The organism is Sutcliffiella horikoshii (genome assembly GCF_020524325.1).
GTDB lineage: Bacteria > Bacillota > Bacilli > Bacillales > Bacillaceae_I > Sutcliffiella_A > Sutcliffiella_A horikoshii_D.
Genome location: NZ_JAIVKY010000014.1, coordinates 21,434 through 36,237, shown reverse-complemented (window position 1 = coordinate 36,237; position 14,804 = coordinate 21,434). Strand labels below are relative to the sequence as shown.

Sequence of the window (14,804 nt, the reverse complement as noted above, 5' to 3'; positions counted from 1 at the left end):
CCAATGCCCCGCTTGACAAGCACCCCCTTATTAGTAGATAATGACTAGATGCAAACTTTTTCTCGGAGGTACATAGAATGAACAATCGTCTGCCATTTACAATGAACAAAGGGGATGCTTTTTTTGATCGCCTGAACGAATGGATCGGGGATGTATTTTACGACATCCTACCTGAAGCTGGATTTGAATTGCGTGATGAACAGATTTTTATGGCTTTCCAACTGGAGAGAGCGTTTAAAGAGAAAAAGGTGATTTTCTCGGAAGCTGGTGTAGGAACTGGGAAGACGATGGTGTACCTTTTATACGCAATCTGTTATGCGAGATATATGGGGAAACCTGCTATCATAACCTGTGCCGATGAGTCTTTGATTGAACAACTTGTCAAAAAAGAAGGGGACATAGCAAAACTCTCAAAGGTCCTGGACATTACAATGGATGTACGTCTAGCGAAATCTCCGGAACAATACTTGTGTTTGAACAAATTGGATTATGCAGTAAACAAATATGATAACGACAACATAGATGAAGTGTATGATGCACTACCAAGCTTTGTCACGAAACCTGCAGCGATGCAGTCTTTCCATCCTTATGGAGATCGTAAAGATTACGCAAAGTTGAATGACGAAGAATGGGACATGGTCGGATGGGATACGTTCCAGGACTGTTTCAGTTGTGAAAAACGTCATCGTTGTGGACAAACTCTTTCCCGCGATCATTACAGAAAATCAACAGACCTGATAATCTGCTCACATGATTTCTATATGGAACATGTGTGGACATTTGAAAAAAGGAAAAGGGAAGGGCAACTTCCATTATTACCTGAAGCATCAAGTGTCGTTTTTGATGAAGGGCATTTACTGGAGTTTGCTGCCCAAAAGGCATTAACGTATAAAATCAAAAATCAGCAGGTGGAAGAAATTCTTACCCGCTTATTAGGAAACGATTTAAGGGAAGAGTTTGCTTATTTAGTAGAGGATTCTTTACAGGCCAACGATCTGTTTTTTGATATGCTGGAAGACAATCTGACAAGCATAGAGGGCTCTGACCGTAAAGATATCACAATGGATACCCGTCTTGTGAAGAGTGCCAAAGACCTTCTAGCAAAAATAGAAGAGATAGGGAATCAGCTTGTATTTGAAGGGGAACTCCACACGGTAGATCATTACCAGCTGCACATAGTGGAGGAATACTTGGATTCTATTGAATTCTTACTGAAGTTGCTTTTATCAAAAGAAGATGTGATAGCTTGGGCTGAACATGCAAATAAGGATCTGACACTTGTTGTTATGCCAAAAACAGTGGAAGAAGTATTAAGGGAAAATGTCTTTTCTAAGAAGATTCCTTTTATTTTCTCTTCTGCAACCTTATCTGACAATGAGAACTTCAGTTATCTGGCGTCTTCACTAGGAATAGGAGATTATTTATCCTTTTCCATTAATTCTCCATTTGATTACGAGGAAAATATGAAACTTTCATTAGAGGTCGAAGATGATTTCCATACGAAATTCAACAAGACCATGGATTCCATTGGAAGATATGGCGGAAGAACGCTAGTGTTATTTTCGACCAAAGAGGAATTAATAAGATTCAAAGCTGAGAATGTCAATAACAAGGATTATCCATTCCTATATGAAGGGGAAAAGGAAATAAGTGTACTGGTTTCTGAATTCCAAAATGAAGAGAGTGCTGTTCTTTGTGCTTATCATTTATGGGAAGGGTTGGATATACCTGGACCTTCATTATCTAATGTTGTTATTTGGTCCTTGCCATTTCCACCAAATGATCCAGTCTTTGCCGCCAAGCGAAAAGGACTTGAGGATCCATATATGCAATTGGATGTTCCGTATATGCTACTTCGCCTTCGTCAAGGAATGGGCCGACTTATCCGTACGACAGATGATAGCGGAGAAATTACTGTCTACCTGCCAACTGGATTACCGGAAGCGGTACGTGCAAAAGTTGAAGGTGTCTTACCGACCAGCCCAGTACCACAATAATATCCAAACAACCAAAGCACCGAAGCTTAATTCGGTGCTTTTTTAATGTAAAGATAGTTTATAGACCTGTTGATTTCCGTTCCAGGCGCTTCGCTTGCCTGCGGGCGGTCCGTGGGCCTCCTCACTCCGTTGCGGGGTCTCACCTGTCCCTTCCTCCCGCGGGCGTCTACGCGCCTTCCACTTCAGTCAACAAGGTATTACCATTCACCCTGGGTTAATAAAAACCATCCATTCGGGTTAACTGTAAGAGCATTAACATTAAGTCCGTGTTATTTCCAGCTGTGGATTGGAGCAAAAGGCGAAGACTCCGCAGGCCAAGACGAGGTTGCTCCAGCAGTGCCCCTAGGAAAGCGAAGCCATTTGCGGAAATCAACAGCGGCAGTAAAGTAAATAACCAAATTTATTTTGAGGTCTTACTTACATAATTCATCATCATCTCCTCCAAACCTGTTGCCAACTAGTGTGAAAATTGTGTATTCTTAAAAGTAGCTCTATTTTTATTTTTATCAGCGATATTAATATTTCAGAGTAACATATAGCTGGTGTATGGAGAAAATGGCGAAGACTACAGTGGGGGATAGTGCTTGGTGGAGACCGCCAAGGCTTGCCGAGGAGGCTCCAGCAGCACCCCACGGAAAGCGAAGCCGTTTTCGGAGATCACCAGGGGTGTGCAGCACTCTATAAATAATTGGGGGAGATACATATGATAGAAATCAACCAAGTAAAAGAAGAATACGTAAATCATATCAACAAAATGGATAGTTATAACGAAGCACTGTCTCTTATTTTCTGGGACCTTAGAACAGGAGCCCCTAAAAAAGGAGTGGATCGTCGATCAGACGTCATCGGAATCTTGTCCTCTGAAGTATTCAACATGTCAACATCAGAAGAAATGGCAAGCTATTTAACCCAGCTGCTGAATGAAGATGTATTCAATGAACTTGATGACATTACAAAAGCCTCTTTATTAGAAAGCAAAAAGAACTATGATCGAAATAAGAAAGTGCCAGCAAAAGAATACCAAGAGTACGTAGTCTTATCAACGAAAGCTGAGTCCGTTTGGGAAGAAGCAAAAGAAAAATCGGATTTCTCTCTTTTACAACCTTATTTAGAAAAATTGGTCAGTTTCAATAAAAAATTCATAGAGTACTGGGGCTACGAAGGAAACAAATATAATACATTATTAGATATGTACGAACCGGGAATCACGGTAGAGAAATTGGATGAGGTCTTTGCTAAGCTTAAAGAAAGAATTGTGCCTCTTGTTCAAAATATTGCAGATTCTTCTGTTCAACCAAGGGCAAATGAATTGCTGGTATCATTTCCAAAAAACAAGCAACGCGATTTCAGCTTAGAGATATTAAAGGAGTTATCGTATGACTTTGATGCAGGCAGACTGGATGAAACCGTCCATCCATTTGCAATTGGATTGAACCCTGGAGACGTACGTGTTACGACTAAATATGACGAAGAGGATTTCCGAACGGCTGTTTTTGGAACCATTCACGAATGTGGACATGCATTGTATGAACAGAATATCTCCAAGGATCTTCAAGGGACAGGGTTATGCACCGGAACATCTATGGGGATTCACGAATCTCAATCCTTATTTTATGAGAATTTTGTAGGCCGACATGAAAATTTCTGGAAGCGTCATTATGAAAGCCTTCAACGTTATGCAGGCGGCAAATTTGATGACATTAGTCTTGAAGAATTCTACCTTGCAATTAACGAATCCAAACCGTCATTAATCAGAATTGAAGCAGACGAATTGACGTACTCTTTACACATTATGATTCGCTATGAATTGGAAAAAGCGCTCTTTAACGATGAGTTGGAAGTGGAGGACCTTCCAAAGGCTTGGAATGAAAAATATCAGAGCTATCTTGGTATCACCCCTCCTGATGATGCCAAAGGTGTATTACAAGATGTGCATTGGTCGGGTGGAAGTTTCGGATATTTTCCTTCCTATGCATTAGGTTATATGTACGCAGCTCAATTTAAACAAGCAATGCTTAAAGATCTGCCAAACTATGATGAGCTATTGGCTAACGGTGATCTTGGACCGGTTAAAGAATGGCTAACAGAAAAAGTACATCAACATGGTAAATTGAAAAAACCATTAGAAATCTTGAAAGATGTAACAGGGGAAGAGTTGAATGCGGACCACCTCATTAAGTATTTGGAAGATAAGTATACTAAAATTTATCAATTAACATGATAGATACCAAAAAGACCAGGGGTTGAACTCTGGTCTTTTTATCTTCCATAAATACAAAAAAACCCACCATTTAGGAGGGTCCAATGGTTATGAAGCTTCTTCTAACTCCATAATGATTTGCATGTGCAGTGTATCTTTTAAATAAACAGGAGTATGTAAGCGGTGCATTAAATGGAACTCCTTTTGTTGTTCGCTCAATACGTCAGGAGGTGTGATATCCATATTGATGCCACTTCCCGCCACTTTTGACGAAAGGGTACCGGCAATCATATTTCCAAGCTCTCCTGTAAATGATTGAAGCATTTCACCCTCTAGCTGCATGCCAAACATCATTTCTCCGATGTGCTGAAAAGCGAGTTGGTCTCCTTGGATAATCAACTGACCTCGAATGTCACCAGTTAGCATAATAAGCACACCGTACGTAACATTTGTTAGGTTTTCCGTATATAAACGGGGTTGATCAAAGGTGAACTCTATCGGAATAACCGTCTTAAACGAGTCTAAAGTCCTGTCAAAAACCTGTGTTAAGCTCTCTGAAAGGCACATTTGGCACCTCCTTCAAATCTTCTGAATAGTTCAAATTAATCATACCATAAATGCCAACCTATTTTTCAACAAATTTCTGCAATTTCATGATTGATAAAGGTTTTTTTGTTGAAGAATAAAGATAAATGAAGTAGGATGTAGTACCTAAAGAGTTTATAGGAGGAACATCATGTTAGATTTACGTTTTGAATTTACAGCGAAAGATGAGTCGAGCGTTACTTTACGGCCGGTAGAAGAATCAGATGCAGGAGATATTGTGACGGCAGTGGAAAGTATTATTGCTGCTGGTCAATACATACAAAAGGATGTCCCTCGAACACCAGAGGAAGAGAAGCTTTTCATCCGTGATATGAAGAAAAAGGAAAACATGTATATTGGGGTAGAACGAAATGGAAGAGTGGTCGGGATTGCGCGCGTTATTCGTGGCGAAATCCAAATGAAGCGACATACAGGTTTATTCCGTACGTGGCTTGCTGAAGAAGCACAAGGACTCGGCATTGGGAAAAAAATCATGGATTACACGGATATGTGGTGTGAACAACATATCAGAAAATTATCGTTAACTGTCTTCTCTTCTAATCAAGTTGCCTACCAACTTTATAAAAAATATGGATTTCATGAAGAAGGAAATCAAAAAGAACAAGCCTTTATTAATGGAGAGTATGTTGATGAGCTTTGGATGGCAAAGTTCTACAAAAAGTGATTTCCAATTATTTATAGTGTTAAATTTTGCGGTATTCGTTATAATAAAAATGCACAACACAACAACTCCTTTAAAACGACATGACATGTACCTTCCCAAACTAGTTTGGGAAGGTTTTTTCTGTTGTCCCCTCTTAAAAAGATCTTCCTTGGTATAATTATATAAATTCTGGAAAAAGTAACAGTACCAATCCGGATGAGGTGCTCGAATTATGCCAAAAATATTGTCTGTTGGAACGTCCATTCCCAAATATCCTATACAACAAGATACAGTGGTCGAATTTGCGAAAGAACTATTTGAAGAGTCTTTTAAAGATATTAATCGACTTCTTACGGTTTTTCAGAATGGCCAAATAGAAAAACGCCACTTTGCGAGAGACGTTGAATGGTTCAGGGAACCCCATACGTTGCAAGAGAAAAATGATATATACATAAAAGAGGCGGTAGCGTATGGAGCAGAGGCAATCAATGCATGTTTACACAATTCTGCGACACTCTCACAATCTATAGCATACGAAGATATTGAAGCTATTTTTTATATTTCTACTACAGGCATGTCCACACCGAGCATTGAAGCTAGAATCATGAATATCCTTCCGTTTTCCCCTTACACGAAAAGAATACCAATCTGGGGACTCGGTTGTGCTGGTGGCGCTGCGGGACTCTCAAGAGCTTATGAGTATTGCCTCGCCTTTCCAAAAGCGAAGGTGCTTGTATTATGTGTGGAACTTTGCAGTCTTACCTTTCAAAAAAATGACCGTTCAAAAAGTAACCTAGTGGGAACCTCTCTTTTTGCCGATGGTATTGCCTGTGTACTCATGGTTGGAGACGAAGTGCAGATAGACAAAAAAGGAACTTATCCTAAAGTGTTAGGAAGTCAGTCTACGTTAATGGAGAATTCAGAAGATGTAATGGGGTGGGAAATTAAGAATGAAGGACTATATGTCGTGTTCTCTCGGGATATTCCTGTTATCATCACAAACTGGCTAGCGCCTAATGTCACAAGGTTTCTAGATAACCATCACATAAAACTAGAAGAACTGGAGCATTTTGTCTTACATCCAGGTGGAAAAAAAGTATTGGAAGCATACCAAGAGTGTTTGGGATTAGAGGCAGAAAAGCTGAATACTTCCTTACAAGTGTTAAAAGAATTTGGAAATATGTCTTCTGCAACCGTCTTGTATGTATTAAAAGAAATCATGGAAAAGGGACCGGAAAAAGGAGAAAAAGGGATTGCAGCTGCACTTGGACCTGGTTTTAGTTCCGAAATGCTGTTATTAGAATGGGAGTGAAGTAAAAATGATCTTTGCATTATTTTTTGCATTTATTGTTACACAAAGAGTCGTAGAACTAGGAATTGCAAGGAGAAATGAGAAATGGATTAGATCGATGGGTGCTAAAGAATACGGCAAAGAGCATTACAAATACATGGTCAGTATGCATGTTGCATTTTTACTAAGTTTCTTAACAGAAGTTATCTTGTTCGACCGAACATTAAGTCCTTTTTGGCCGGCAATCCTTTTTTTATTTATCCTGACACAATCACTTCGGGTTTGGTCTATCCAGTCCTTAGGGAAGTTTTGGAACACAAAGGTGTTGATTCTTCCAGATGCTTTCATTGTGAAAACAGGTCCATACAAGTTTCTTCGTCACCCTAACTATACAATAGTTGTTATAGAGATAATGCTGATCCCACTGATGTTTCATGCTTTTTACACGGCCTTAGTCTTCACTATTCTAAACGCTTGGATGTTAAGTGTACGAATTCCGCTTGAAGAAAAGGCTTTAGCAGAAACAACAACCAATTATGCGACATATATGGAGGATCGAAATCGATTTTCGCCTACTTTTCAGAAGGAATCGGAATGAAAGTCATTGTCAATTAGCCGATAAGCTGGTATGATTATGATAATAATTATCACTATCAACGAGGGGGACATACCAACATGACATTATTGTTGATTGGTACTACTGTGGTAGCGTATTCCGTATTAATGAAAGTTGTTTTACAGCATACATGTGAGCCAAGATCAATTAAATAATACATAACAGGGTCTTCTACATCCATACATGTAGGAGGCCCTGTTTTTTGCATGTTTGCCTATTAAAAATCATGCACATGTTGCCTGAACAAAAATATTAATAAATATAGCGTCTTATGTGGGAAAATACTGCAACATCAAGTAAAATAGACTTAAGAAGCGGAGAAATGATACACACAACTAAGGGGACAGTAGAAATGGGATCAAACAATTCAAAGCAACAAATTCAGCAACAAGAACAGGAGGCAACTCAGCTCCATATAAAACTGCAGCTAATGTTAGAGAAGCTGCACCGTTACGGTGATTCTAAAAGTGCCAGAAAAGTGGCGGAACTTTTACATAAACAAACAACGAAAGAATTAAGCATTGCATTTTGCGGACATTTTTCAGCGGGGAAGTCTTCCTTTATCAATGAGATTTTAGAAGAAGCAATCCTGCCGGCGAGTCCTATACCCACTTCTGCCAATGTCGTTCAAATTAGAAAAGGCGAAGAGCTTGCGCATGTTCATTTTTTTGAAGGTGAATCACTTGAGATCCTTCCACCTGTCTCTTTTGAGCATGTTAAAGCATATTGTAAAAACGGAGACCAAGTAGAATCCGTTGCTTATCAGTATCCATTTGAAAAACTTCCTGCGGATATGGTCATATTAGACACTCCAGGGGTAGATTCTACAGACGATGCACATCGCATTTCCACCGAATCTGCTTTGCATTTGGCAGACGTTATCTTTTATGTGATGGATTACAATCACGTCCAGTCTGAAGTGAATCTTAAGTTTATTAAAGAACTTCAAGACAAGGATAAAAAAATCTATTTAATTGTTAATCAGATTGATAAGCATCGGGAGGAAGAAATTCCGTTTTCTACCTACAACGAAAGAATTATGGAATCTTTTGGGGATTGGGGCATTATGCCTGCCAGCATCTATTTTACAAGCCTGAAAGATGCCACTCATCCGCTCAATGACCTTGCCATTGTAAAAGAAACAATACAAATCTTAAGACAAGACAAGTTGGATATCCTGCCCAAGACAATTGAGCGAGCGCTCATTCAAGTAATGGATGAACATAAAGAATGGCAGCTTGAACAGCAGGCAGAAAAAATGGAGAGGCATGAGCAAACCATTCAATCCTTAGGAGAACTGCCAAAAGATGTAGAAGAGGCTTTAAGTCAAAGAAAAAGTAAACTTACAACTATCCAATCTGAAACGGCTGAAATGAAAGAGGAATTTATTAATCAGACTAAACGGATTTTGGATAATGCCAATATCACACCTTTTGAGATGAGGGAGTTAGCCGAACGTTATCTTGAATCGCAACAAAAAGGATTCAAGGTGGGGCTATTGTTTGCTGGGAAAAAAACACAAGAGGAACGTGAACAAAGAAGTGCCGCGTTTCGATATGATTTGAGCGAACGTGTGAAAACCCAAGTGGAGAAGTTCATTCATGAACATATTATTACCTTTTTAAAAGATCAAAATTTTTATTCTCCTGCCATCTTTGATAAAGTCCAAGAGCTAACCGTTCCTGTTTCGGAAGCGTTTGTTGCCACCCATATCAAACCTGGTGCTGGTCATACCGGAACCGCAGTTTTGCAATATACAAAAGAATTAGCTCATTCCATCAAGTTAGAATACCAAAAACAAGTACAAAGGTTTATGGAAGAATACTTTGAAAAGCTCGAGAAACAAATGCAAGAAAGCACAAAAGAATTAACAATCGAAGTGGAAAGATTAGCAGCGGCCCACCAGGCTCAAGAAGCGATTACTCAGTTGCATATGAAACTTGAACAACAATATGAAGAACTTAACAGTATTTTAGTTAAGACAACTGTGACTTTGGGTCAAGGTGAGACAGGAGACCTTATTGCCAAATACCTGAATCGTTCCTATAAAAAAGTACGTGGAGATGAATTGCCTACCACTACAAGTAAGCAGAAAAATGACATGCAAGAACAAGAAGAGTTTCAAGATACTATAAATAAAAGTGATCCTGCAGTGGTAGTAAAGGGACTACAAGAGACATCAAACGCATTGAAAGGGATACACGGGTTTCAGACTATTGTTGATGACTTGAAAAAAAGAGCAGTTAAAATGGAAAACCAGACCTTTACAGTTGCGTTGTTTGGCGCATTCAGTGCAGGTAAATCTTCTCTTGCAAATGCATTATTTGGAGAAAAGGTGCTGCCTGTTTCCCCAAACCCAACAACGGCTTCCATTAACAAGATCTCACCTGTAACGAAGGATCATCCGCATGGAACGGTTAGTGTACAAATGAAGACAACAGACCAGCTTGTACAAGATGTCAAACAGGCCTTGCAAATGTTTAATATAGATGTAACTGGTCTGGAAGAAGCCATTCCAGCAATCAAGAGCATGATAGCGAAAAATGAGCATCTTGAACTGGATTCCAATAAGAAGACGCATTTTCATTTTCTTAAAGCCTTTTTAACAGGTTGGGAGAATATGAAGTTGAAATTGGGAACGCTCCAACAGGTGACACTTCATGAGTTTGAAGCTTATGTCGCACAAGAAGAAAAATCCTGTTTTGTGGAATGGATCGAAGTGTTCTATGATTGTCCATTCACTAGACAAGGGCTAACTTTAGTGGATACACCAGGGGCGGATTCTATCAATGTCAGACATACTGATGTTTCGTTTGATTACATCAAGAACGCGGATGCCATTCTTTTTGTCACCTATTATCAGCACGCATTTTCAAAAGCAGATAGGGAATTTTTGATCCAACTGGGCAGGGTAAAAGACGCTTTTGCCATGGATAAGATGTTCTTCCTTGTTAATGCAGCAGATCTTGCAAATAATGAGGAAGAGCTTGAACTAGTATGCGATTATGTGGAAGAGCAATTAACTGCTTATGGAATTCGTCATCCAAGATTGTATCCAATTTCAAGTCTTCTCGCCTTGAAAGAAAAAGAAGACCGCCCATTTGAACATCCATTTTTGGAAAGCTCTTTGATGAATGATTTTGAAAAAGCTTTTTCAGACTTCATTCAGTCTGATCTGGTTGAGATGAGTCATCATGCGGCACAATCTGATCTAAACCGAGCAATAGCTTTATTTGAACATTTCGTTCAACAAGCAAAGCTTGGATTAGAAGAAAAAGAAAAATTACAGCTTTTATATGCTAGCAACAAAGAAAAGCTAGAAGCCGAAATTAAAGGGTACGTAACGGATAGCTTCTATACGCTGCTCGAACAAGAAATAAACGAGCTGGTATATTACATTAAGCAACGAACATTATTGCGTTTTTCTGATTTCTTTAAAGAAAGCTTCAACCCTGCAGTAATCAGGGAAGACGGACGAAATATGAAATCCCAGCTTATCAGTTGCCTGCATGAACTTGTGACAGACATTTTTCACAATCTTTCCCAAGAAGTTAGAGCGACTACTGTGCGGACGGAGAACTTTATTCGTAAGAGTCTGAACTCCTGGCAAAAGGAATTGGAAGCGGAGGCACAACGGGTAGAATCTCAGCTTTCCCTGCGAGCTTTGGAAGCGGAGGATTTTAAACCATTTAAGGTAATAAATTCGTTTCCTTCCATCTCTTCAAAGCTTGAAAAACAAACAATAGGTTACTACCGAAATCCAAAAGCCTTTTTCGAGAAAAATGAAAAGCAAAAGATGGCTTTGTTTCTAGAAGAACAGCTGTCACCATTGATGGACACATACTTAAAAGACAGCGCGCAAGAATTAAATCACCACTATAGCAATGAAATGCAGATTGCTCTTGATGAGGTCAAAAAGTATATCCTGAGACAACTTGCGGACTATTATGATGGAATGCAGTCCGCACTTGAACAAGAACAAGACATCCCACATTTGGAACAAACGCTAGAAAACTTACAGCAGAATAAAAAATAAGGAGGGAGAAAGGTGAACCGTATAGAGGATATACTCATAAATATTGAAGAAAACCATAATGTAAAAATCCTTTATGCCTGTGAAGCAGGTAGCAGGGCATATGGCTTTGCTACCGAAAGCAGTGACTTTGATATCAGGTTCATCTATATTGCTCCCTTAAAAAAATACCTTTCGTTGTTTAAGAAGGAAGATACGATTACCAAAAAAGGTGACGTGTATGACATTCAGGGCTGGGACTTGAAAAAGGCATTGGTATTGGCCGGAAAGTCCAATCCGTCCTTTTTTGAATGGATGTTATCTCCTATTGTATATAGAGAGTTGGACTCAGCCATGGATATTTTAAAAGGCACTATAGTACAAGATTACTCCAAAAAAGTGCTTGCATTACATTATGTAAACATGGCTAAGAACAACCTCCAGGCATGGAGCAAAAAGAATGATGCATCTTATCTTGTTCACGCTGTCCGAGCATCTTTGATGTTAGAACAGGTTATAAACAACGGCAAAGCAACCATTGAATTTGAACAGCTTATAAAGAATAGCAACACATTTACCAGCGAAGACTTATCCCTTTTATTTTGCCTAAAAACAGAAGAGAAAGTACCCGCTGACCCATTGGTTACACATCTTAATGAAAAGGTGAATAATTTTATTGCTGTTTCAGAAGATTTTTTGGGTCACCTAGAAGAAGGAAGGGTAGACGTTCAAAGATTAGAGGAGCTGTTTTTTCAACAGCTGGGAATAGAGGGTGAGTGAGATTACAAAAGTAAATCGATTTCATGCTTGTGCTACCTGTAAACATTATCAAGTGATAAAATTAACTACTCATACCATCTACCGTTGCAGTAGACTTGGCTTTGAAACAAAGCCGCATTATAAATTTGATTGTTGGCAACCGAAAGAGAACATAATACAATTAATGAAAAAAGAACAGATAAATTGGAGGAACAACCATGAGCGTACATAAAGCTATAAGTGAGCATTCTAGAAAACAAAATCAAGTTGTAATGAATTTTTTGCAACTTGAGCAGCAAAGAGAAGCATACATAGAAGAGGCAATTGTACTTTGCCGTCAAAAGAAACCATATACAACTGAAAAAATTAATGAGGTAACGAAAAGAATAAACGAGCTTGCACGAAAAGGAATTGCACCTCAGCGTCAACTGGTAACAAAAGAAATGGTAGAGGAATTTGTTTCTCGAAGTAACTAACATGCGGAGGGGAAAGCATGAAGCATATTGTTTCGGTAAATTGGGTGAAAGAACATTTAAATGAACTCACGGTCATTGATTGTCGTTTTCATCTTCCGGCACCGGATAAGGGCCGGGCAGAATATAACGAACATCACATCTCAGGGGCGCACTATATGGACTTGAATAAAGATTTATCCAGTACAGTCCGTTCACATGGGGGCAGACATCCGTTGCCAGATTTTCAAGAACTTCATCGGAAACTAGAAAGCATTGGAGTTCATGATGAAGGCAAGGTCCTTCTATATGATGACCAAAACGGTGCGATGGCCTCAAGGCTGTGGTTTTTGCTTAAAATGTTGGGCCATGAGGATGTTGGGATTATGAATGGGGGCTACAGTGAATGGGTGAAGCAAGGTTATCCTGTAACAGCAGAAGTGCCTTCACAAGAAAAGCGCGGTACATTTACGTTTAAAGTAGAAGAAGAATTACTAATGGATATGGATGAGGTCAAATCACAACTATCCACCTTCGAAAGTGGTTCCGCATATCTTCTTGATGCGCGAGAACCTAACCGTTATAAGGGGGTTGAAGAGCCGATCGATAAGGTTGCAGGCCATATTCCAGGCGCACTTAATTTTTTCTGGATGGAAAATGTAGAGAATGGAAAATGGAAAGAGACGGAAATGTTGAAAGCAAGGTTTTCTTCTCTGGATCCTTCGAAAGAAATTGTCGTCTACTGCGGATCTGGTGTAACTGCCTGCCCGACATTTTTAGCACTTAAAGAAGCTGGTTATGAAAAAGTAAAGATGTATGCCGGTAGCTGGAGTGATTGGATAAGTTACACAGACAACCCAATTTCTAAAATAAAGAACTAAATTTACCCTCACTGAAATGGGTTTCTCTTGCGCAAACTATAAGAGATCCACCATATGAAGGAGGAGATTTAGAATGGGACGTACGAAAAAAGGTAATGCCAATGCACAGCGCAACAATAACGTTAAACAAAAAGGCAACATGGATTCAGAGTTTGCTTCCTATGCGGAATACGAAGCAGCTAAAATGACTAATAAGAAAAACCAATAGTATGTATGCCATCACTTTTAGGGGTGATGGCTTTATTAATTAGGAGATAAATGGATTCTTGATGAATTGATATGGTTATTTGACTAATTGAGCGGATTTTTTGACTAATTCATCTCCTTTTTTGACTAAATCATCTCCTTTTTTGACTAATTGACCTCTTTTTTTTGAACATTTGCCCCTCACAACCTATTTATGAGTGCCTGTCCTCCAACTCTAATTTATGCTATAATAAAAAATCGGAATAGAGAGGGAGTGTCCTTATGAAAAAAGTATTATTAATAGATGGAATGGCTTTATTATTCCGTTCATTTTTCGCAACAAGTGTTTATAATCGCTTCATGTATACATCCAACGGAATCCCAACGAATGCTATTCAGGGATTTGTTAAACATATGATTACTTCCATGGAAACGTTCGAACCAACACATGTTGTCTGCTGCTGGGACATGGGAAGCAAAACGTTCCGCACAGAGATGTTCGATGACTATAAAGCAAACAGACCTGCACCGCCACAAGAGTTGATTCCCCAATTTGATCTAGTTAAAGAAGTGGTTGAGGCGTTCGACATTCCCAATATTGGACTTGCAGGCTTTGAAGCTGATGATTGCTTAGGAACCCTTGCAGAACTTTATCGGGAAGAAGCAGAAGTCATCATTCTGACTGGTGACCAAGACGTCTTGCAGCTAATCAAACCAAATATTAAAGTAGCGTTGTTAATGAAAGGTTACGGCAACTATGAAGTCTTAGACGAAAATGGCTTTTATGAGAAAAAAGGCCTTACGCCACAACAACTCATTGACCTAAAAGCCATAATGGGGGACAGCAGTGATAACTACCCTGGAGTTAAAGGTGTTGGAGAAAAGACTGCTACAAAATTGTTGATGGAGTATCAAACAGTAGATGGGATTTTAGAAAATCTCTCAGCCCTTACCAAAAGTCAACGTCAGAAATTTGAAGACAGCTTGGAATTGTTGCACCTATCAAGGGAGCTTGCTACAATCAAGTGTGATGTCCCTGTTTCATGTGAATTGCATGACGCCACCATCACGATTGATCGTAACAAAGTCGCAAGTAAATTTGACGAGCTCGAGTTCAAGAATTTGCATGGTTTTATTGATAAAGTTTGTTAAGAGAAGATG

Annotated in this window: 12 protein-coding genes; 11 read left to right on the top strand and 1 reads right to left on the bottom strand. The window is 39.2% G+C overall.

Annotation, left to right across the window (positions count from 1 at the left end; translation table 11 throughout):
- The first annotated feature begins 77 nt into the window (after positions 1 to 77).
- Both LC091_RS18575 and LC091_RS18570 read left to right on the top strand, forming a co-directional pair.
- On the top strand, positions 78 to 1,997 hold the full coding sequence (locus LC091_RS18575) for an ATP-dependent DNA helicase (RefSeq protein WP_226683529.1): 1,920 nt from the start codon (positions 78 to 80) through the stop codon (positions 1,995 to 1,997).
- Between the two features lie 703 nt (positions 1,998 to 2,700).
- Positions 2,701 to 4,218, top strand: coding sequence for a carboxypeptidase M32 (locus LC091_RS18570; protein ID WP_226683528.1), 1,518 nt, complete (start codon positions 2,701 to 2,703; stop codon positions 4,216 to 4,218).
- 87 nt (positions 4,219 to 4,305) lie between these two features.
- Here the strand turns inward: LC091_RS18570 and LC091_RS18565 are convergent, their stop codons facing one another.
- On the bottom strand, positions 4,306 to 4,764 hold the full coding sequence (locus tag LC091_RS18565) for a chemotaxis protein CheX (RefSeq protein ID WP_226683526.1): 459 nt from the start codon (positions 4,762 to 4,764) through the stop codon (positions 4,306 to 4,308).
- Between the two features lie 169 nt (positions 4,765 to 4,933).
- On the opposite strand from LC091_RS18565, the gene LC091_RS18560 reads away from it, so the two are divergent.
- The 9 genes from LC091_RS18560 (at position 4,934) to LC091_RS18520 (ending at position 14,795) form a co-directional block, all read left to right on the top strand.
- Positions 4,934 to 5,467 carry a GNAT family N-acetyltransferase gene (locus LC091_RS18560; protein ID WP_226683525.1) on the top strand — a complete coding sequence of 178 codons (534 nt, stop codon included), beginning with the start codon at positions 4,934 to 4,936 and terminating at the stop codon, positions 5,465 to 5,467.
- A gap of 211 nt (positions 5,468 to 5,678) precedes the next feature.
- Positions 5,679 to 6,758 carry a type III polyketide synthase gene (locus LC091_RS18555; protein ID WP_226683524.1) on the top strand — a complete coding sequence of 360 codons (1,080 nt, stop codon included), beginning with the start codon at positions 5,679 to 5,681 and terminating at the stop codon, positions 6,756 to 6,758.
- Positions 6,759 to 6,765: 7 nt separating this feature from the next.
- Positions 6,766 to 7,335 carry an isoprenylcysteine carboxyl methyltransferase family protein gene (locus tag LC091_RS18550; protein ID WP_226683523.1) on the top strand — a complete coding sequence of 190 codons (570 nt, stop codon included), beginning with the start codon at positions 6,766 to 6,768 and terminating at the stop codon, positions 7,333 to 7,335.
- A 340-nt stretch (positions 7,336 to 7,675) separates the two neighbouring features.
- The gene (locus LC091_RS18545; RefSeq protein WP_226683520.1) at positions 7,676 to 11,389 is read left to right on the top strand and encodes a dynamin family protein; all 3,714 of its coding nucleotides are present in this window, start codon (positions 7,676 to 7,678) and stop codon (positions 11,387 to 11,389) included.
- A gap of 12 nt (positions 11,390 to 11,401) precedes the next feature.
- Positions 11,402 to 12,145, top strand: a complete 744-nt coding sequence (locus tag LC091_RS18540) for a nucleotidyltransferase domain-containing protein (protein ID WP_226683518.1) — start codon at positions 11,402 to 11,404, stop codon at positions 12,143 to 12,145.
- A gap of 197 nt (positions 12,146 to 12,342) precedes the next feature.
- Positions 12,343 to 12,600: a YpbS family protein gene (locus tag LC091_RS18530; RefSeq protein WP_223489512.1), complete on the top strand. Its 258-nt coding sequence runs from the start codon at positions 12,343 to 12,345 to the stop codon at positions 12,598 to 12,600.
- Positions 12,601 to 12,617: 17 nt separating this feature from the next.
- Positions 12,618 to 13,457, top strand: a complete 840-nt coding sequence (locus LC091_RS18525) for a sulfurtransferase (RefSeq protein WP_226683517.1) — start codon at positions 12,618 to 12,620, stop codon at positions 13,455 to 13,457.
- A gap of 73 nt (positions 13,458 to 13,530) precedes the next feature.
- Positions 13,531 to 13,665, top strand: coding sequence for a hypothetical protein (locus tag LC091_RS20460; protein ID WP_264179390.1), 135 nt, complete (start codon positions 13,531 to 13,533; stop codon positions 13,663 to 13,665).
- A gap of 260 nt (positions 13,666 to 13,925) precedes the next feature.
- Positions 13,926 to 14,795, top strand: coding sequence for a 5'-3' exonuclease (locus LC091_RS18520; protein WP_226683516.1), 870 nt, complete (start codon positions 13,926 to 13,928; stop codon positions 14,793 to 14,795).
- Positions 14,796 to 14,804 lie beyond the last annotated feature (9 nt).